Origin of the sequence: uncultured Oscillibacter sp. (assembly GCF_950073225.1) — a bacterium.
GTDB lineage: Bacteria > Bacillota > Clostridia > Oscillospirales > Oscillospiraceae > Oscillibacter.
The window spans coordinates 1-17,911 of record NZ_CATMPS010000026.1; the positions used below are offsets into that span (position 1 = coordinate 1).

At 63.0% G+C, this 17,911-nt stretch carries 18 protein-coding genes; 8 read left to right on the top strand and 10 right to left on the bottom strand.

Features of this window, described 5'->3' with window-relative positions:
* Positions 1-516: hypothetical protein (locus tag Q1M04_RS11710; RefSeq protein WP_300447902.1), on the top strand; the 516-nt coding region annotated here is incomplete at its 5' end.
* Between the two features lie 52 nt (positions 517-568).
* Positions 569-1,015, top strand: coding sequence for a hypothetical protein (locus Q1M04_RS11715; protein ID WP_297998710.1), 447 nt, complete (start codon positions 569-571; stop codon positions 1,013-1,015).
* Positions 1,016-1,655: 640 nt separating this feature from the next.
* Here the strand turns inward: Q1M04_RS11715 and Q1M04_RS11720 are convergent.
* Positions 1,656-2,027, bottom strand: coding sequence for a hypothetical protein (locus Q1M04_RS11720; RefSeq protein ID WP_297998708.1), 372 nt, complete (start codon positions 2,025-2,027; stop codon positions 1,656-1,658).
* Positions 2,028-2,397: 370 nt separating this feature from the next.
* Here Q1M04_RS11720 and Q1M04_RS11725 point away from each other — a divergent pair, with 370 nt between their 5' ends.
* A complete protein-coding gene (locus tag Q1M04_RS11725; RefSeq protein ID WP_297998705.1) occupies positions 2,398-3,354 on the top strand; it encodes a calcium/sodium antiporter in 957 nt (318 codons plus the stop codon).
* Between the two features lie 230 nt (positions 3,355-3,584).
* Here the strand turns inward: Q1M04_RS11725 and Q1M04_RS11730 are convergent, their stop codons facing one another.
* Both Q1M04_RS11730 and Q1M04_RS11735 read right to left on the bottom strand, forming a co-directional pair.
* Positions 3,585-4,253 (bottom strand): P-II family nitrogen regulator, encoded by a 669-nt coding sequence (locus Q1M04_RS11730; RefSeq protein WP_243413980.1) that lies wholly within the window; start codon positions 4,251-4,253, stop codon positions 3,585-3,587.
* Between the two features lie 39 nt (positions 4,254-4,292).
* On the bottom strand, positions 4,293-5,804 hold the full coding sequence (locus Q1M04_RS11735) for a DUF1538 domain-containing protein (RefSeq protein ID WP_297998701.1): 1,512 nt from the start codon (positions 5,802-5,804) through the stop codon (positions 4,293-4,295).
* Positions 5,805-6,055: 251 nt separating this feature from the next.
* On the opposite strand from Q1M04_RS11735, the gene Q1M04_RS11740 reads away from it, so the two are divergent.
* A complete protein-coding gene (locus Q1M04_RS11740; protein WP_297998700.1) occupies positions 6,056-7,219 on the top strand; it encodes a DUF4317 domain-containing protein in 1,164 nt (387 codons plus the stop codon).
* 33 nt (positions 7,220-7,252) lie between these two features.
* Here the strand turns inward: Q1M04_RS11740 and Q1M04_RS11745 are convergent, their stop codons facing one another.
* Positions 7,253-8,263 (bottom strand): hypothetical protein, encoded by a 1,011-nt coding sequence (locus tag Q1M04_RS11745; protein ID WP_297998698.1) that lies wholly within the window; start codon positions 8,261-8,263, stop codon positions 7,253-7,255.
* 33 nt (positions 8,264-8,296) lie between these two features.
* Positions 8,297-9,031 carry a hypothetical protein gene (locus Q1M04_RS11750; protein ID WP_297998696.1) on the bottom strand — a complete coding sequence of 245 codons (735 nt, stop codon included), beginning with the start codon at positions 9,029-9,031 and terminating at the stop codon, positions 8,297-8,299.
* 182 nt (positions 9,032-9,213) lie between these two features.
* Here Q1M04_RS11750 and Q1M04_RS11755 point away from each other — a divergent pair, with 182 nt between their 5' ends.
* The 3 genes from Q1M04_RS11755 to Q1M04_RS11765 all read left to right on the top strand — a co-directional run bounded on the left by Q1M04_RS11755 (position 9,214) and on the right by Q1M04_RS11765 (position 12,795).
* Positions 9,214-10,929, top strand: coding sequence for an FtsW/RodA/SpoVE family cell cycle protein (locus tag Q1M04_RS11755; RefSeq protein WP_297998694.1), 1,716 nt, complete (start codon positions 9,214-9,216; stop codon positions 10,927-10,929).
* 150 nt (positions 10,930-11,079) lie between these two features.
* Positions 11,080-12,450: a penicillin-binding transpeptidase domain-containing protein gene (locus Q1M04_RS11760; RefSeq protein ID WP_297998692.1), complete on the top strand. Its 1,371-nt coding sequence runs from the start codon at positions 11,080-11,082 to the stop codon at positions 12,448-12,450.
* Positions 12,451-12,495: 45 nt separating this feature from the next.
* Positions 12,496-12,795: a hypothetical protein gene (locus Q1M04_RS11765; RefSeq protein WP_297998690.1), complete on the top strand. Its 300-nt coding sequence runs from the start codon at positions 12,496-12,498 to the stop codon at positions 12,793-12,795.
* 47 nt (positions 12,796-12,842) lie between these two features.
* Here the strand turns inward: Q1M04_RS11765 and Q1M04_RS11770 are convergent, their stop codons facing one another.
* From Q1M04_RS11770 to Q1M04_RS11780, 3 genes are all read right to left on the bottom strand, one after another.
* Entirely contained in the window at positions 12,843-13,727 is an 885-nt protein-coding gene (locus Q1M04_RS11770; RefSeq protein WP_297998688.1) for a MetQ/NlpA family ABC transporter substrate-binding protein, read from the bottom strand.
* A 127-nt stretch (positions 13,728-13,854) separates the two neighbouring features.
* Positions 13,855-14,538 (bottom strand): methionine ABC transporter permease, encoded by a 684-nt coding sequence (locus Q1M04_RS11775; RefSeq protein ID WP_363173129.1) that lies wholly within the window; start codon positions 14,536-14,538, stop codon positions 13,855-13,857.
* Positions 14,531-15,535 (bottom strand): methionine ABC transporter ATP-binding protein, encoded by a 1,005-nt coding sequence (locus tag Q1M04_RS11780; protein ID WP_297998715.1) that lies wholly within the window; start codon positions 15,533-15,535, stop codon positions 14,531-14,533. Before Q1M04_RS11780 ends, Q1M04_RS11775 begins: the two co-directional genes overlap by 8 nt.
* 555 nt (positions 15,536-16,090) lie before the next feature.
* On the opposite strand from Q1M04_RS11780, the gene Q1M04_RS11785 reads away from it, so the two are divergent.
* Positions 16,091-16,930 (top strand): DUF368 domain-containing protein, encoded by an 840-nt coding sequence (locus Q1M04_RS11785; RefSeq protein WP_293280755.1) that lies wholly within the window; start codon positions 16,091-16,093, stop codon positions 16,928-16,930.
* A 37-nt stretch (positions 16,931-16,967) separates the two neighbouring features.
* On the opposite strand, the gene Q1M04_RS16185 is transcribed toward Q1M04_RS11785, so the two are convergent.
* Together Q1M04_RS16185 and Q1M04_RS16190 are read right to left on the bottom strand one after the other, a co-directional pair.
* Positions 16,968-17,429, bottom strand: coding sequence for a hypothetical protein (locus tag Q1M04_RS16185; protein WP_366131937.1), 462 nt, complete (start codon positions 17,427-17,429; stop codon positions 16,968-16,970).
* Between the two features lie 46 nt (positions 17,430-17,475).
* Positions 17,476-17,895: a solute carrier family 23 protein gene (locus Q1M04_RS16190; RefSeq protein ID WP_366131935.1), complete on the bottom strand. Its 420-nt coding sequence runs from the start codon at positions 17,893-17,895 to the stop codon at positions 17,476-17,478.
* Between the last annotated feature and the right edge of the window lie 16 nt (positions 17,896-17,911).

Sequence of the window (17,911 nt, forward strand, 5' to 3'; positions counted from 1 at the left end):
TGTGACCACAACTGCGTTTTCACCATCAAGATCGTGAAGCGCACCGACAAAACCGTGACGTTTGAGCGGAACGGCAAAACCCGCCGGACAAAGCTGTTCAGCGACGAACGCGGCGAATATATCATTCCTTATCGCTATTCTATGGCCCCGGTTTTCCGCGCCGAACGTGAGGTTCAGCCGGAAGAACCCGCGGAGGAATCCGCCTCCGCTCCAGCCGCGGAGGACGCGGCCCCCTCTAAGATCGTGACGATCTCCCAGCCCGCCGACGACGGTTCCGTGATCGTGATGATCGGTCAGCCCGTCGAACGGAATTGCGGGGCCTGCTTCCCGCTCGAAACGGGGACGGTTGTCGGTTTCGTCGATGTTCCCGACGGCGTAGTTCTCCGCGGCGGCGTGTTCGCCCTTGTCCGCTGGGACTACAACCCGGACCGGCCCGAACGGGTCCGCCTGTCCGACATTCACCGCCGCGGCTGGCGGTCCGCGAACGGCTCCCCGCTGGGCGTGTTCGTCTGCTGATACTTGACCGGGGCGGCGCTCCGCCGCCCCTCTACAAAAAGGGGGTCTTATAATGTGGGTTGAATATTATCAGCTTCCCAAAAACGCGGGTATATGTTGCGAACATTGCGGGACGTATATTCGCAACGTGTTTGTTCTTCATTTTGACGACGGATTTTCTTTGAAGTGCGGTGTTGAATGCTATAACAAATTGATAAAGCAATCTAATATTTCACAATACGGCGAAAAGCTTTTGAAAAAGCAAATAAAGCGCCTAAAGCTTTACGACGAAATGCGGTCCAACTGGACGCGGTGGAATACCCCGGAAGAAGCCGAATCCGACGGTTGTTTTCAGCGCATAGAGGACCCGGAAAAGCCCGGATTTTATAGAATCAGGACGCAAGCCGAATTTGAAGCAGAAAAGGCATTTATGCTAAATGACCTTATCCCATACCGAATAAATTTAGTTCAATCCGAAATTAAGGCGAAATTCAAGCGCATAACCATTCCGCACGAATAGCCGCCAACACAAAAAGCCCGCCGGGGGCATTCCCCGACGGGCTTTGTTTTTGTCCGAATCGGACGGGTTTAATTGTTGTTTTCCGGGTCGCCCTCTGCTTCAACAACGGTCGGGTCAATCCCGATTGCCAGCAGATTTTCCACGACGGTGGGCGTTTCGATGTACCTTGATACGGAAGTTGAAGCCCCATTCGGCGGCGGTCTTTGTGGTGTTGCTGAAAAAGAATTTGCTTCCGCTGTTGACGGCCTGCGTCACGTCCTCCCACGTGGGCGCGTCGTCGTTTGAAAATCGCTTACTTGCTCCATAAATGGAAACTCCTTGCCGTGTATAGAATCGGCGTTGCGGCGGGCGCAATGCGCCATAGACAACGCTTCATCATCGGACCCCGCGGCGCGCCCGCCGCGGGGCGGAAGCCGGTTCCCGTGGGCCTTGCTTCACCAATCTTGTATTTACCCCCGCTCTCTCACCGCGGCGGCGGGATATACCTTCCTTTGATAGTGGTCCTCTGCTTTCGGCCTTGCGGCTTACTCGTTCGCGGTGTTCCACCAAAGCGGGCGCGCGCCCCTGTTGCCGTTGTACGCGTTGTTCCAGTTCATCGCGCCGGAGGAATTGACGTTGCGGACGTTGTACGAATTCGACGCTACAAGGCATACCCCAAGAAAGCCCCGTTTTCGTCGTAGGTTGCGAAAATGTGAATCTGGCTGAAATCTTCCGCCCAAAAGGTAAAGCCGCAAGAATCGCTTACGATGATCGCGGCGCACTCCGCTTGTTTCGGCATTTCCTTTGTGATGATTTCATCACAAGAGCGAATACCGAAATAGCCGCCGTTCTTCGTGTAGAGGTCAGCGGCGCAATCTTCGTCGCAAACCAGCGCGTTGTTTTCGTCGCGGTACACGGTTCCCCAGCCGTCTTTCGCGGCCTGCCGGTAAGTTTCGGTCTTGCTGTACGCCTTATACACGGGAACGCTGGCAACCGCCGTCACGAAATAGCGCACTTCCCATTTTTTCTTCATCTTTTCGCCCTCCCGCTTGATTTTCCGGCCCGGTTGTGGTATAAAAAAATAAATGCGATAGAACCGAACCGCCCCGTTCGTGGGGCTTCGTGTTCTTTCGCATTTAATATTACAACCTGCGCCCGCCAAATTCCGGCAAAGTTAGCGTTGACAAAACGTGTATGATTCCATATAGTGGTCTCACAGCTCATGGCTTCGTAAAAGGGAGTAGCTTACGTTTTCAACGTGGCGCGGCTCGTCATCACGATGGTTCACCGCCATCCGGGCCCGCTGAAAAGCGAGACTTTTATCCTGTGGGACAACTGCCGGGTTTCCGGCGCTGCCCCGGAGGATAGAGGTCTCGCTGAATTTTTGGAAAGCGGTGGATTGTATGGAAATTTGGATCACGGTTCTTTTGTTTCTCTTAGGCCTGCTCCTCATCATCAAGGGCGGCGACTGGTTTTTGGACGGGGCCGTGTGGATCGCGGAGGCCACCGGCGTGCCCCGGTTCATCATCGGGGCCACCATCGTCTCCCTGGCCACCACCCTGCCGGAGCTGACGGTCTCCCTCACCGGAACCCTCCAGGGGGAGGTGGATTTGGCGGTGGGCAACGCCGTGGGCTCCGTCACGGCCAACCTGGGGCTTATCCTGGGCATCTCCCTGGTGTGCATCCCCTCGGCGGTGAAGCGGGCGCAGTTCCAGCTTAAGGCCCTGCTGATGGTCCTTGGCGCGGCGCTGCTGCTGGTCCTCAGCCGGGGCGGCGTGCTGAAGGCCCTGCCGGGGCTGACGCTGTTTGTCATCTTCGGCGTTTATCTCTGGAGCAACCTCCGGGACGCCAAAAGCGGCATGGCGGAAAACCGGGAGGCCCGCCACAAGGGCCGCACCGTCTCCCGGCGGCAGATGGTGGAAAAGCTGTTCCTTTTCGTCCTGGGCATCACGGCCATTGTCGCCGGCTCCCAGCTTTTGATCAACTACGGAAGCGAGCTGGCCCTGCTGATGGGGGTCCCCGCCAGCATCATCGGCGTCACCATGGTGGCCATCGGCACGTCCCTCCCCGAGCTGGTGACCACCCTGACGGCCATCGCCAAAAAGGAAGCGTCCATGTCCGTGGGGAACATCATCGGGGCCAACGTCATTGACCTGACCATGATTCTCCCGGTGTGCTCCGCCGTCAGCGGCGGGGCGCTGACCATCGGGGCCCAGACCACGCTGCTGGATATGCCCGCCTGCCTTTTGCTTTGCTGCGTGGCGGTGATTCCGCCCCTGGTGACGGAGCGGTTCTACCGCTGGCAGGGCGTTTTGATGCTGGGGCTCTACGCGGGGTATGTGGTGCTGCTGGTGACCTGATACTTTCTTGAAAGAAAGTATCCAAAGAACTTTAACACGCTCTGACAGTCTGGCGATAGACCGGGCCGGAGCGACGGCAACGAAAGAGGCCCGGAGCAAAACAGCGCCGGGCCTCTTTTCTCAATCTCAAAACGCCGCCGCTCCGGCAGCCGGGAAAACCCTCCTGCGGGGCCTGACCCCCTGGTCAGTCCATTCCTCCAGCCATGCATCGGCCGGCCCGAGGAGCTTCCTCACCCGTCCTCTTCCAGCAGCCGCAGTCCCGCCAGGTCCGTCACCGGCAGGGAGAAGACCACGGCCTGGGCCTTGGTATGCATCCCCGCCTGGGTCATGACGGCTTTCATAATGGGCTTCCGGGCCGCTTCCTTGGCTAGGATGAAGACGATCTCCTTCTCCGCCGCCAGGGACACGCCCAAGAACTTTCTCGCCAGCTCCGTCCCGGTGCCCTTGGCGTGGATGGTGGTGCCTCCGGCGGCTCCGGCGGAGCGGGCGGCGTCCATCACCTGGTCCGTGTGGCCCCGGTTGGCGATGACCACGATGAGCTCGTGGGTGATTTCCCTATCCATGTCGTCCTCCTCCCCCTGCCATGACAGCAGATAGTCCCTGGCCCGGGCCCCGCCTACGCTGGAAATGGGCACGGCCATCAAAATGCCCCGCCCCGGCACGTCCAGCCACAGTTCCCGGGCCGCTTTGCGCACCAGCCGCCCCGACCGGGGAGCCGCCAGCAGCAGCACCGCCTTCTCCGTGGCCTCCAGCCCCAGGTAGTCCAGCACCTCCGTGGCGGCGGTGCCCTGGCCCAGGGCGGAGAGCACCAGCGTGGCCCCCTGGGCCTGGAACCAGGCGGCGAACTCCCCGCCCCGGCTCCGGTCCGTGATGACAATCATGAGAACGGCTCTGTCCACAGGCGGGCCTCCCCTCTCAAAGCGCTTTCGCGCGTAAACTCAATACCCAAGGTCGATGATCTCCTCGTCCTCCGCCGCCTGGGCCAGCTGGGCCTTCAGCTTCCACTGGTAGGCAAGGCCCAGGAGCTGGATGGTCAAAAGCGGCGTCATGGCCACCATGGCGACGACCCCGAAGGCGTCGGTGACGATGCTGCCCCCCAGGGCCTCGCAGGCCCCCATGGCGAAGGGCAGCAGGAACGTGGCCGTCATGGGGCCCGAGGCCACGCCGCCGGAGTCGAAGGCGATGGAGGTGAACATCTTCGGCACGAAGAAGCTGAGGACCACCGCCAGAAGATACCCCGGCACCAAAAAGGCGAAGACGGACACCCCCGTCAGCACCCGCACCATGGCAAGGCCGATGGACGCCGCCACGCCGATGGAGAGGCTGGCGCTCATGGCTCCGCCGGGGATGGCCCCGGAGGTAATCTCCTCCACCTGGCGGTTCAGCACGTGAACCGCTGGCTCCGCCTGGACAATGAACCAGCCCATCAGCATGCCGGTGGGCACCAGCAGCCAGTTGAAGGGCAGGGCGGCGATCTGCCGTCCCAGGTACGTGCCCGCCGGGAGAAAGCCCACGTTGACCCCCGTGAGGAAGAGGGCCAGGCCAATGTAGGTATACAGGAGGCCGATGACGATCTTCCAGACCTTCTTCCGCTTCAGCCCCAGGGCGATTACCTGAAACAGGCCGAAGAAAGCGGCGATGGGGAAGAGGCTCTTGAAGACCTCCACGGCGTACTCCGGGAAGGCGGAGAGGAACAGGCCCCCCAGCTCCCGGCTGTCCGCCGCCTGGGGCATGGCGGAGGGGCTGTAGGCCCCGGAGGCGGGGAACAGCATGGCCAGAATCAGCACCGCCAGAATGGGCCCCACGGAGCACAGGGCCACCAGGCCGAAGCTGTCCTGGGCGGCGTTCTCGTCGCTTCGGATGGAGGAAACGCCCAGGCCTAAGGCCATGATGAACGGCACCGTCATGGGCCCGGTGGTGACGCCGCCGGAGTCGAAGGCCACCGCCAGAAAGTCCCCCGGCACGAAGAACGCCGCCAGGAGGAAGACTGCGGCGTAAGACCCCACCAGCAGCCACTGGAGGGAAATCTGAAACAGGATGCGCAGCAGGGCCACCACCAGGAAGACCCCCACTCCGGCGGCCACGGCCCCGATGAGCACCGCGTTGGGAATGCCGGGGACCTGGGAGGCCAGGACCTGGAGGTCCGGCTCCGAGATGGTGACCACCACGCCGATGAGGAAGCTGACGGAGACAATGACCCAGACCTTCCGGGAGTTTGCCATGTGGGCGCCCACCTGCTCGCCGATGGGGGTCATGGCGGCCTCCGCCCCCAGGGTGAAAAAGCCCATGCCCAGAATCAGCAGCACCGCCCCCGCCAGGAAGGCCAGCAGCGCGTCCACCGGCAGGGGGGCCACGGTGAGGCAGAGGACCAGCACAATGGCCGTAATGGGCAGCACGGAGGCCAGGGCCTCCCGGACCTTCTCGCCCAGGACGGTCTTGGTCCGGCCCATCCGGTCCCTCCAATGTCCAAGCCTGCCCACGCGCTCCGCCCCCTCTTGAAACGAAATTGGAAATATGGCCTATCTTAGCACAAAACCGGCCCCTTCCGCAAGGAATCCCGGAGTTCTTTACAGGAAATTTACACCTTTGGGCCGGGGTGAAAAAAGCGGTTGCATTTTCCGCCGATTTCCAGTAGAATAGATGTTTGACAACACTGTCGGAACATCCCGGCGGCTCCGCCGCCAAACTGCGAGGTAACGCTATGAACGGAAAAGAAGTCAGCGAGCTCCGCCGCCGCTTCCGGCCGGAGAAATCCGCCGTCAGCCGGGTTTACGGCTGCTATGTCAACGGCTCCAGCCGGGAGATCATCTCCTATCTGGACGAGTCTCTGGGGAACATGCCCCTGGAGGAGGCGGAGAAGTACTTAAGCCTTTTGAAAAAATCCCTCTCCGGCACCCTGGGGAAGCACCTCATCGACGTGGTCTTCTCCACCGCCCAGGTGATGGACAGCGACGAGCACCGCCTCCTCTCCGCCCTCCGGGAGTCCGGGCTGAAGGACGGGGAAATCCGGGAAACCTTCTACCGCGCCGTGATTGACGCCCTGGACATGGGGGACAGCAACTATTTAATCCTCCTGGCCCACGACGCCTACGACGTGCCCCGCCGGGGGCGGGACGGGGAAGCCGACCCCGACAGCTCGGACGAGGTTTTCTCCTACATCCTATGCAGCATCTGCCCGGTGAAAACCTGCAAAATGGAGCTGGGCTATTTCCCCGGGGAAAACGAGTTCCACAGCTGCGCCGCCGGGCAGGTGGTCTCCGCCCCGGAGCTGGGCTTCCTCTTCCCCGCCTTCGACGACCGGGCGGCGAACATCTACAACGCCCTCTTCTACTCCCGGAAGCCGGACCAGATTCACCAGGAGTTCCTGGACGCCGTCTTCCGCACGGAGCCCCCCATGTCCGCCGCCGAGCAGAAGGAGGCATTCCAGGGGGCCCTCTCCGGGGCGCTGGAGGGCGCGTGCAGCCTGGAGGTGGTCCAGGCGGTCCACGGGCGGCTGCTGGAGAAAATCGAGGCGAACCGCGAGGATAAGGAGGCGGAGCCCCTGGCCCTCTCCGCCGGGGAGATCGGGGGCATCCTCCGGGAGTGCGGCGTGGCGGAGGAGCGGGCGGCGGCCTTCCAGGCCCAGTGCGGCGAGGCCTTCGGCGGCGCGGCGCTGAACCCGGAAAACCTCATCGACGTCAAGCGCTTCGACGTGAAGACGGAACAGGCCACTATTTCCCTGGACCCGGCCTACAGCTATCTGGTAGAAACCCGGGTCATCGACGGGCGGAAGTACCTCCTCATTCCCGCCGGGGAGGACGTGGAGGTCAACGGCCTTCCCGTGGAGGTGACGGTGGGAGAGCCGGAGAGCGGCGAGAGCACATAAAAACGGCGGGGCCCCCAGGGGTCCCGCCGTTTGTTATTCAATGGCCGCATCCAGCAGAGAGTCCAGGCCGTCGTCCGCCGCTCCGGTGATAAAGTGGTCAAAGAGCCCCTCCAGCAGCTTCACGTAGTCCTCGGTCCAGCCGTTATGGCCGCTGACTCGGTGCAAATTGTCCTTCATTGCGGCCGCGAATTGGGCCGTGTCAAAGGGCTGGTCCGCCACACGGTACCATTGATCCGCCGTCATGAGAGAATGCTTTTCGTATCCAACCGCAGAAATGCTGTTCGGATTAAAGAGATCTTCAAGCTGGACCTCCAGCATGGCGCGGTAGAGACGTGCCGATTCCCACCCCATCTTATTGTTTAGGACGCCGGTTTCTTGTAGTTCATTTTGCATTTTTAAAAAATCTATGGTTGTATTTTTGCCAGCATATTTCTCCCGAATTGCCGCTTCCCGTTCATCAAAGCTCATTCCATCGTAACCCAAAACCTTCATCTTAGCGTCAAAAACGACCTTGTCCGCTTTCTCCCTGCATGAACGGTCCAGGGCGGTTTTTTCCTCATAGGTCCATTCCGTATACGGTCTGCCGTCCAGTTCCAAGCCCTCTTTCCAGGCGGCATTTATGGCGGGGTTGAAAATATGGCGCGTAACTTCGTCGCAAAACTGGTTATTAACCACACACCATTCTGCGGGTCCGGCGATATAGCCTTTAATGGCGATCATATCTCCCCCAAAGGCTTCATCATAGCGGTTCCAGATTTCCGCATAGATTTCCTCCGGACTCATGCCGGTGTAGTCGGCTTGCCGATCTATTTCCGCCAACTGCTTCAGCTTTGCTTGGGTTGCGTTGCTGACGGTAACACTTCCATAATACGTCCGCTCCGCCAGGGAAAACTCCGGCTCCGACCGGGGCTGCGGGGTGCTGGGGACGTAGCGGTCCTGGGCTTTGGCCGTCTGCATCACCTGCCCGAAGGTTTTTGACGGTGTGGCTGAGGCCGTGGTTTTCCGGTATTCCGGGCGGGCCTGGAGTGCGTTTTCAATTCTCATGCCGGTTCATTCCTTCAATCGCATAAACTTGGCTTACGCCTGCAAATCAATTTCCCCACTGGCGGGGGCGGCGGGCAGCTCCTCCGGCAGCGCCATGGCGGCGCTGTCCGCGGCATACTGCTTCGCCACCAGCTCCATGGAGGGCTGGAAGGAAGAGGCCAGCTTCTGGGCCTGTTCCCGCAGTTCCATGTCCACGGCGGCGATGTGCGCCTGCATCCGATTGTCCACTTCCGCCTCCCGGAGATAGCCGGATTCCCGAATCCGCCGCATGGCCTGCTTGCGCAAAAGCTCCTGCTTCTGGCGGCGGGCCTCCCGGCTCCGCTTCTCCTGCTGTAATTTTTTCTGCCGGGCCTGGGCGACGCGCTCCCGCTCCAGGTCCCGGTTCTTCTTCCCCGCCCGCTGGACGGCCTTCTGGAGCTGGTTGATGGCGGCCTGAATCCGCTTGGCGTTGTCCGGGTCCGTCCGCTTGGCGCTCTGGAGGCGGACAATCTGCCGCCGGGCGAATCCGGCGGCGGCGTTAACCTCCGAGGACCGTTTCGCCCGGGCCAGCCGGGCGTACGCCTCCATGGGCGCGTCGCCATAGCGGGGCTTGGGCTTGATGGAATTGAGTTTGTCCCGGGCGGCGTCGGCCTTTTCCCGGGCCTCCTTCATCATCTCGCAGATGGTGAGAGAGGCGTCCTCCTTTTCACGGGAGGCTTCCGGGGCGCTCCGTTCCTGCCAGGAGGAGGCCGCGGAGGCGGCGGTGCTGTTCACTTGCATGCCGGACATGGCGGGGCCTCCTTTCGCCGCAGGGCGTACATATTTCTATTTAGTATATCGGCACAACGCCGAAAAAGTGAAGGGCGCGCCGGAAATTTTTGGCGCGCCCTCCCCTTGCTCTGATTTCCGGTAGATTTTTTCCGAAAACCATGGTATGCTGTACTATCATCTCTCCGAAAGGAGGCCCGTTCATGACCTTACCCGAGCTCCTGGCGGCATACCCCGCCGCCGGGACCTTCTATACCGCCTTCGTCCGCTTCCTCTTTCCCATCCTGGCGGGGGCCATCCTCTACCGGGCCGTCCGGTCCCTCCTCCGCCTCCCCCACACGCCGGAGACCTGGGGCCAGCTCAGCCTCCCCGGCGGGGGCTCCGTGCCCCTCACCCACTGGGAGAACATCCTGGGCCGGGGGAAGAGCGCCGACGTGCGGCTGAACTACCCCAGCGTCTCCCGCCAGCACGCCGCCCTGTGCCGGAATGAGGAGGGGGAGTGGACCCTTTACGACCTGGATTCCAAGGGCGGCGTCCTCCTCAACGGCGAGAAGGTGGAGGGCTCCGCCCCCGTCAAAATGGGGGACTCCATCAGCCTGGGGGGCGTGCCGCTGCTGTTTTTGCCCCAGACCGTGGAGGAGCGGGAGGAGCTGGCGGAAAAGCGCCGGGCGGAGCGCCCCGCCGCCATGTGGCCCTCCTTCCTCTGGCTGACGGTGTTCCAGCTCCTGGCCTGCGTCCAGCTGATGGTGGCCGCCGGGGGAGAGGCCTCCCCCGCCGTTCCCCTGGCCTTTTTGGGGCTGACGGCGGTGATGTGGCTCTACGCCGCTGTCCTGCGGCTTAGCCGCTGCGTGGGCTTTGAGATGGAGACCATCGCCTTCTTCCTCTCCACCCTCTCCCTGGCGGTAACGGCCTCCAGCGCCCCGGGGAGCCTCTTTAAGCAGCTCCTGGCGGTAATCCTGGGGCTGGGCCTCTTTTTGACTCTGGGGCTCTTCCTCCGGGACTTGGGGCGGGTCCAGCGGAATCGCTGGGTCATGGCGGCGGCCTCCATCGGCCTTTTGGCCGTGACGCTGGTGCTGGGCAGCCGGAAGTACGGCGCGGTGAACTGGATTTCCCTGGGCCCCCTCAGCTTCCAGCCCTCGGAGATTGCGAAGATCTGCTATATCTTCGCCGGGTCCGCCACGCTGGAGCGGCTGTTCCGCAAGCGGAACCTGACCCTCTTCATCGTCCTCACCGGGGTCTGTGTGGGCCTTCTGGGGCTGATGAGCGACTTCGGCACGGCGGCGATTTTCTTTGTCACCTTCCTGGTGCTGGCCTACCTCCGCTCCGGGGACTTCGCCACCCTCTCCCTCATCTGCGGCGGGGCGGTGTTCGGCGCGGGGCTGATTGTGAAGTTCAAGCCCTACATTCTGGACCGCTTCGCCGCCTGGGGCCACGCCTGGGCGGACGCCTCCGGACGGGGCTACCAGCAGACCCGCACCATGTCCGCCGCGGCCTCCGGGGGGTTGCTTGGCATGGGGGCGGGGAACGGCTGGCTCCACCGGGTTCCGGCGGCGGACACGGATTTGGTCTTTGGCATGCTCTGCGAGGAGTGGGGGCTGGTGATTGCCTTTTTCGCCGTGGGGGCCATTGCGGCCCTGGCGTTCTTCACGGTCCGGGCCTGCCGGGCGGGGCGGAGCAGCTTTTACTGCCTGGCCGCCTGCGCCGCCGGGTCACTGCTGGTGTTCCAGACCTGTTTGAATGTGTTTGGGTCGGTGGACCTTCTGCCCCTGACGGGGGTGACCTTTCCCTTTGTCTCCAACGGCGGGTCCGCCATGATGTCTGCCTGGGGGCTGCTGGCCTTCTTGAAGGCCACGGACACCCGGGAGCATGCCAGCTTCGCCATCCGGCGTCAAAAACTGCGCTCCACTCCGCCCGGCTGAAAGCCGGGCATCCGTTCCGCTCCGTTTCCTCCGCCTCCTTCAAGGGGGAGCGGGCTCCCCCTTGAGCATCCCCCACCCCCTGCGGGGGGACGAAGGACGGGGGGACGGGAGACGGGGGACGATGGACGGGGGCGGGAAAGGGGGATTTTTATGAAGAAAATTGAAAACCGGGCGGTGGTTTGCTTTCTGCTGGCTTTGGCGCTGGCGGCGGGGATGGCCTTTTTCCTCTTCTGCTATCTGACCCAGGGGGGAAGCTGGGCTTCCGCCGCTTTTAACCGCCACCTTTACAACTCCCAGGGGCAGCTGACCGCCGGGACTGTGCTGGACCGGGACGGGGATGTGCTGTCCTCCGTGGAAAACGGGGAGCGGACTTACTATGACAGCGAGGTGGTCCGCAAGGCTACGCTCCACGCTGTGGGGGACCTTCAGGGGAACATCGGGGTTGGGGCGCTGAACGCTTTTGCCGGCCGGATGACGGGCTGGAATCTGATCAACGGGGCCTTTGGCGCGGGGCGGGGCGGGGAGCTGACCCTGACCCTTGACGCCCGGTACAATTATGAGGCCTATCAGGCCCTGAACGGCCATGCCGGGACGGTGGCGGTATACAACTACAAGACCGGGGAGGTTCTCTGCATGGTCTCCGCCCCCAGCTACGACCCGCTGAATGTCCCGGAGGACATTGAGACCAACGACCGCTGGAAGGGGGCCTATGTGAACCGCTTCTTGTCCTCCGTTTTTACCCCCGGCTCCGTTTACAAGACCGTCACCCTGGCGGCGGCGCTGGAGAATCTGCCGGACCTGGAGTCCCGGACCTGGGACTGCGCCGGGTCCGTCCAAATCGGGGAGGAGACCATCATCTGCTCCGGCGTTCACGGAAAGCAGGACATCGCCGCCGCTTTTGCCAACAGCTGCAACGCCGCCTTTGCGGACATTGCCGTGGAGCTGGGGGCGGAAACCCTGCGGAAGTACACGGAGCAGGCGGGCCTTACCTCCGCCTACCGTCTGGACGGCCTGACCACCGCCAAGGGTTCCTTTGACTGGAATCTCACCCAGGGCCGCCTGGGCTGGGCGGGGGTGGGCCAGGACAAGGACCTGGTGAACCCCTGCGCCCTGATGGTCTACATGGGGGCCGTCGCGAACGGCGGCAGGGCGGCGGAGCCTTATCTGATTCTCAAGACCAAAAACGGCCTGGGGATTCCCTCCCTGCCCCGCTGGACCCGCAAAACGGGGACCCTCGCCGGCGCGGGCACGGCGGAAAAACTGGCGGATCTGATGGCGGGGAATGTGGAAAAGACCTACGGCAAGAGCCGCTTCCCCAACATGGACCTCTGCGCCAAGTCCGGCACCGCCGAGGTGGGAGAGGGACTGGCCCCCCACGCCTGGTTCGCCGGGTTCCTGCGGAACGAGGACGCGCCCTATGCCTTCGTGGTTCTGGTGGAAAACGGCGGCGGCGGCAGCAGCGTGGCGGGAAACGTCGCGGCCCGGGTGCTGGACGTTATGGTAAACGGCTACGAAAAATGAGAACGATTTGTAATGTTTGAGGGATAATCAACGGAGGGTATACAAATGAAGCGAAAAAACTCCTTGCTTTTGCAGGGCGTGAAGCGGCTGAACCGGGGGGCCATTGTCTCCGGCCTGGGCTTTTTGCTGTATCTGGGGGCGGCGGCGCTGGGATGGCGGGACGCGGCGGAGATTTTGTCCGTGGCCTTTGCCCTGGTCTCTTTGTACGTCTTCGCCTCCGCGGCGGCGGGGCGGCTGAAGGACAAGGAGGCGGTGAGCTACAGCCTCCTCTGGGGCACGGGGGCCCTGGCGATGCTGACCTGCCTGTGCGCCCTGGCAGCCCTCCGGCAGCGGCTGGGACTGTAAAAAAGAGCAAGGCCCGGGAGCCATTCCCGGGCCTTGACCAGTTTCGCTTAAAATGCCGGAACCACCGCGCCGCCGAAGGTGTTGTTGATATAGTCCTTGACGGTATCGGACTGGAGAGCCTTTACCAGGGCCTGGACGGCCTCGTTGTTCTCATTGCCCTCCTTGACCACCAGGATGTTCACGTAGGGGGAGTCGGCGGCCTCGATGACCAGGGCGTCCTCCACGGGGTTCAGCCCGGCGCCCAGGGCGTAGTTGGAGTTGATGGCGGCGATGTCCACTTCATCCAGGTTGGCGGGGACGTTGGCGGCCTCCAGCTCCACGAACTCCAGATTCTTGGGGTTCTCGGCGATGTCGTTGGGGGTGGCCTCCAGATTGGAGCTGTCCTTGAGCTTGATGAGGCCCTGGGCCTCCAGCAGCAGCAGGGCCCGGCCCTCGTTGGTGGGGTCGTTGGGGACGGCGACCTTGCCCCCGTCGGGGATGGCGTCCAGGGAGGCGGAGTTGCCCGCGTACAGGCCCATGGGCTCAATGTGGACGCCGGCCACGCTCACCAGGTGGGTGCCCCGCTCGGCGTTGAAGTTGTCCAGATAGGGGACGTGCTGGAAGTAGTTGGCATCCTCGTCCCCGTCCTCCACGGCGGTGTTGGGCACCACGTAGTCGGAGTATTCGTTGACCACCAGCTCAATGCCCTGCTCTTTCAGGATGTCCACGCACTGCTTGAGAATCTCGGCGTGGGGGGTGGGGGAGGCGGCGACGCTGAGCTTCACGGTCTCGGCGGGGGCGGAGTCGGCGGGGGCCTGGGTGTCCGCCGGAGCGGAATCTGCGGGGGGCTGGGTGTCCGCGGGGGCGGAGCCGCCGGAATCTTTGCCGCCGCAGGCGGCCAGGGACAGGGCCAGAATCAGGGCCAGGGAGAGAGCGAAAATCTTCTTTTTCATACTGTGTTCCTCCAATTTAAAAACAACGACTTGTTCCGAATGATCTTCGGTATGGGAGGCTTCCCGCCCTCCGGCCTCCGTCCTCTCTGCGCGCGTGAGGGGGTGGGAGGGGAAAGGGGGAACGCCCTTATTTCAAACGCTTGTCGATGCGCACCGACAGGCGGCTGAAAACGGATTGAACGACTTGGACCAAAATGATGAGGAAAATCACCGTAACCCACATCACCGAGGGGACGTTCCGCTGGTGCCCGTACCGGATGGCCAGATCCCCCAGCCCTCCGGCCCCCATGATGCCCGCCATGGCGGTGTAGCCCACAATGGCGATGAGGACCACGGACCCTCCCAGAATCAAAGAGGGCTTTGCCTCCGGCAGGTAGACCTTCCACACAATCTGGAAGGTGGAGGCCCCCATGGACTGGGCCGCCTCAATGACGCCCGCGTCCACCTCGCTGAGGGCGGTTTCCACCATCCGGGCGATGAAGGGGGCGGCGGAGACCACCAGGGGCACCACGGCGCCCTTGATGCCGATTTTCGTGCCCACCACCAGCTTGGTAAAGGGGAACAGGGCAATCATCAAAATGATGAAGGGCAGGGACCGGCCGATGTTGATAACCCAGCCCAAAACCGCGTTGACGGCCCGGTTCGGGCGGATGCCGTGGGGCTGGGTGAGAATCATGACCACGCCCATGGGCAGGCCGATGAGATAGGCCAGCAGGGTGGAAAGGCCCGTCATCAGCAGGGTGTCCCAGACGCCCTCGGCCAAAATGCCGCCGTACTCCGCCCAAAAGGCGGCGGTGAAAATCTCAGCCACGGTACTCCACCTCCTCCACGGTAATGTAAGGCTGGGAACGGATATAGCTCAGGGCCTTGGCGGCCTCGTTGGGATCGTCGGGAAGGCTCAGCAGCATGGTCCCCGTGGCCCGGCCGCCCACGCTGCGGGTGTCCGCGCCCAGGATGCTGACCTTCACCCCGCAGTCGATGGCAAGGGAGGCAATCAGGGGCTGGTTCACCGTGCCGCCGTTGAAGGAGACCCGGGCGGCCCGGGTACCCACGGGGTACTGGGAGACGCTGGCTCCGCCGGGGTACACCAGCCGCCGGGCGGCGTCGGTGGAGGGGTTGGAGAAGATATCCTGCACCGGCCCCAGCTCGGCGACGCTGCCGCCGTCCAGGATGGCCACCCGGGAGCAGATGGCCTCGATGACGCTCATTTGGTGGGTGATGACCACCACGGTGACGCCCAGCTTGGCGTTGAGGTCCTTCAAAAGCTCCAGAATGGAGACGGTGGTGGTGGGGTCCAGGGCGGAGGTGGCCTCGTCGCAGAGGAGGACCTTGGGGTCCGTCGCCAGGGCCCGGGCCACGGCCACCCGCTGCTTCTGCCCGCCGGAGAGCTGGGCGGGGTAGGCGTTCGCCTTGTCCTGAAGGCCCACCAGGTCGAGAAGCTCTTCCGCCCGCTTTTCCGCCCGGGCCTTGGGGACCCCGGCGATCTCCATGGGGAAGCAGACATTTTTCAGGCAGGTCCGCTGCATCAGCAGGTTGAAGCCCTGAAAAATCATGGTGATTTTCCGCCGCTGGAGCCGGAGCTCCTTTTCCGAAAGGGCGGTCATGTCCTTCCCGTCCACCAGGACGGTGCCGGAGGTGGGCCGTTCCAGAAGGTTCATGCACCGGACCAGGGTGGATTTCCCCGCGCCGGAGAGGCCGATGATGCCGAAGATCTCCCCCGGCTGAATGTCCAGGCTGATGTCGTTCAGGGCATGGACCTCGTGGGGCCCGCCGCCGAAATTTTTGGTCAGACACCGGATTTGGATAATGGATTCGCTCACGATTGCAATGCTCCTTTACGGAAAACTCACAGGAAAACAAAAAAGCCCTTGAAGCGTTCAGCTTCAAGGACGAGCGCAAAACTGCGCCGTGGTACCACCTTGATTCGCGCACCCCCTCGCGGAGGCGGCCTTGCAGAGTGCCAGCACACTCCTGCGCTGTCACGGGCGCTCCCGTCGCGGCCTATGCCCCTGGGGCAGTCGGCGGCGCAACTCCAAGACCATGTTCGGCCGGCCCCTCCGTGCCCCTTTTCACCTCTCGGGGCTCTCTTTGACGGTTCATCCGGCGTACTCTTCTCTTCATCGTCTTTGCGGTTTTCAATTGTTGAAGTGCTTTGTAGTTTACACGGTTTGCCCGGCGCTGTCAACGGCGAAGGGCACAGAAAACTCCTTCCGTCTCCTTAAAATTATCGGCGGAATCCACAAAGACCCTGAAAAACCGGGAGAATTTTTGCCTGGAAAACAAGAATCGGATTGCAAGTCTCCGGCAAAACTGCTATTATGTTCCGATGAGATTTCAGGCGTTCAGAGAGGGGGGCAGAGAGAATGGACGAGCGGAAGCGGCGGCGGGCCCACTGGCTCCGGGACTTCCTCTGCGGCGCGCTGATTGGCGCGGGGGCCATTCTGCCGGGGGTCTCCGGCGGGGTGCTGGCGGTGGTGTTCGGCATCTACCGGCCCTTTATGGAGGTGCTGACCCGGCCGCGGAAGGCGGTTCCCCGGTACTGGCGGATGCTGATCCCCCTGGGCCTGGGGTGGGCGGCGGGCTTTCTGGGGGTGGCCAAGGGCGTCGCCGCCGCCATGACCCTCTCCGACGCGGTGACCTATTGGCTGTTCATCGGCCTCATCGCGGGGACGGCCCCCTCCCTCTTCCGGGAGGCGGGGAAGGAGGGCCGCTCCGCCTCCGCCTGGGGGAGCTTCCTCCTCTGCGCGGCGGCGGTGTTCGCGGGGCTTTTCTACGTCAGCCGGGTGGTCCACGTCCAGGTGGAGCCGAATTTCTGGTGGTACAACTTCTGCGGCGCCCTGTGGGGCATGGGGGTGGTCATCCCCGGCATGACCTCCTCCTCCGTCATGATGGCCCTGGGGCTCTACCGGCCCATGCTGGAGGGGCTGGCGCGGCTGGACTTTTTGGTCCTCGCCGCCGCCCTGCCGGGGATGTTTCTCACCATCGCCCTGCTGGCCCGGCTGGTGACCTGGTTCTTCCGGCGGCACTACGCCGTGGCCTTCCACGGGATTTTGGGCTTTGTGATCGCCTCCACCCTGGTGATCATTCCCGCGGAGTACACCGGAGCGGGGGAGATGGCCCTCTCCGCCCTCTGCGCCGCCGCCGGGTTTGGCCTGGCCTTCTTCCTGGCGAGGATGGACAAGCGGGAGGCGGAAACGGCCTGAGGGAGGAACTCCTCCCTCAGGCCGCTTTTTGCGGGCCTCAGCCCAGCATGGCCTCCTTGGCCTTTTCAATGTCCGCCGCGTCCTTCATGGGGAAAAGGACGTTGGCGATGATGGCCACGATGCAGGTCGCCGTTACCGCGTCGTTGAAGATGAAGCGGATGAAGCCGGGGAGCTGGGCCACGGCCTCCGGGTGGGCGGGCACGCCGATGCCGAAGACGAAGGTCAGGCCCATGACCAGGATGTTCCGCTCACTGAAGCCCGCCATGGTGATGCCGGAGGTGTTGCCGATGGTCTCCAGGCCGGAGGTGACAAACAGGGCGGCAAAGCTCATAATGGCGGCGTTCTTTGCCAGTCCCTTTCCAAAGCGCTGGAGGAGAATGACGATGACCAGCACGAAGGAGGCCGCGGCCAGATTTTTCAAGGACCCGTAGTCCGCCGCTCCCGCGCCTCCGGCAAAGTAGTCCACGCCGATGCCCAGCAGGTTTACGCCGATGGTCACCAGCGTGCAGCCCACCACCAGCGGCGGGAAAAACCGGCGGATGTACTTAATAGAAGAAGCCCATGAAGACCTCCACTAAGCTGCCTGCCAGGCATCCCCCCAGCACGGCCCCGATGCCGCCCGCCGCGCCCACGGCGGAGGCGGTGGGCACGAAGGTGAAGGAGGTGCCCATGACAATGGGGAGCCGCGCCCCCACCTGGTACCTGCTTCCAAGGCGCAGGGGATAAAGCTGGATGAAGGTGGTGAGGCCGGAGACGAACATGGCGCACTGGACCATGGTCACCGTGTCCGCGCCGGAGAGTCCGCAGACCCCGGCGATGATGAGGATGGGGGCCAGGTTCGAGGTAAACATGGCCAGCACATGCTGGAGGCCCAGAGGGACCGCCGTGGAGAGGCTGGGACGGCCGTCCAGCTCATAGACCATTTTCCGGTCCTGTTCGCGGGTGCTTTTTCGATCAGCGTTCATGCTGTGTTCCTCCCGT

What these genes read in the sequence shown, in the direction of transcription:
- Q1M04_RS11720 (WP_297998708.1), bottom strand. Translation starts at nt 2,027, where the DNA reads ATGAAGAAAAAATGGGAAGTGCGCTATTTCGTGACGGCGGTTGCCAGC.
- Q1M04_RS11755 (WP_297998694.1), top strand. Translation starts at nt 9,214, where the DNA reads ATGACCTTACCCGAGCTCCTGGCGGCATACCCCGCCGCCGGGACCTTC.
- Q1M04_RS11785 (WP_293280755.1), top strand. Translation starts at nt 16,091, where the DNA reads ATGGACGAGCGGAAGCGGCGGCGGGCCCACTGGCTCCGGGACTTCCTC.
- Q1M04_RS11715 (WP_297998710.1), top strand. Translation starts at nt 569, where the DNA reads ATGTGGGTTGAATATTATCAGCTTCCCAAAAACGCGGGTATATGTTGC.
- Q1M04_RS11760 (WP_297998692.1), top strand. Translation starts at nt 11,080, where the DNA reads ATGAAGAAAATTGAAAACCGGGCGGTGGTTTGCTTTCTGCTGGCTTTG.
- Q1M04_RS11725 (WP_297998705.1), top strand. Translation starts at nt 2,398, where the DNA reads ATGGAAATTTGGATCACGGTTCTTTTGTTTCTCTTAGGCCTGCTCCTC.
- Q1M04_RS11745 (WP_297998698.1), bottom strand. Translation starts at nt 8,263, where the DNA reads ATGAGAATTGAAAACGCACTCCAGGCCCGCCCGGAATACCGGAAAACC.
- Q1M04_RS11770 (WP_297998688.1), bottom strand. Translation starts at nt 13,727, where the DNA reads ATGAAAAAGAAGATTTTCGCTCTCTCCCTGGCCCTGATTCTGGCCCTG.
- Q1M04_RS11740 (WP_297998700.1), top strand. Translation starts at nt 6,056, where the DNA reads ATGAACGGAAAAGAAGTCAGCGAGCTCCGCCGCCGCTTCCGGCCGGAG.
- Q1M04_RS11735 (WP_297998701.1), bottom strand. Translation starts at nt 5,804, where the DNA reads ATGGGCCGGACCAAGACCGTCCTGGGCGAGAAGGTCCGGGAGGCCCTG.
- Q1M04_RS11765 (WP_297998690.1), top strand. Translation starts at nt 12,496, where the DNA reads ATGAAGCGAAAAAACTCCTTGCTTTTGCAGGGCGTGAAGCGGCTGAAC.
- Q1M04_RS11750 (WP_297998696.1), bottom strand. Translation starts at nt 9,031, where the DNA reads ATGTCCGGCATGCAAGTGAACAGCACCGCCGCCTCCGCGGCCTCCTCC.
- Q1M04_RS16190 (WP_366131935.1), bottom strand. Translation starts at nt 17,895, where the DNA reads ATGAACGCTGATCGAAAAAGCACCCGCGAACAGGACCGGAAAATGGTC.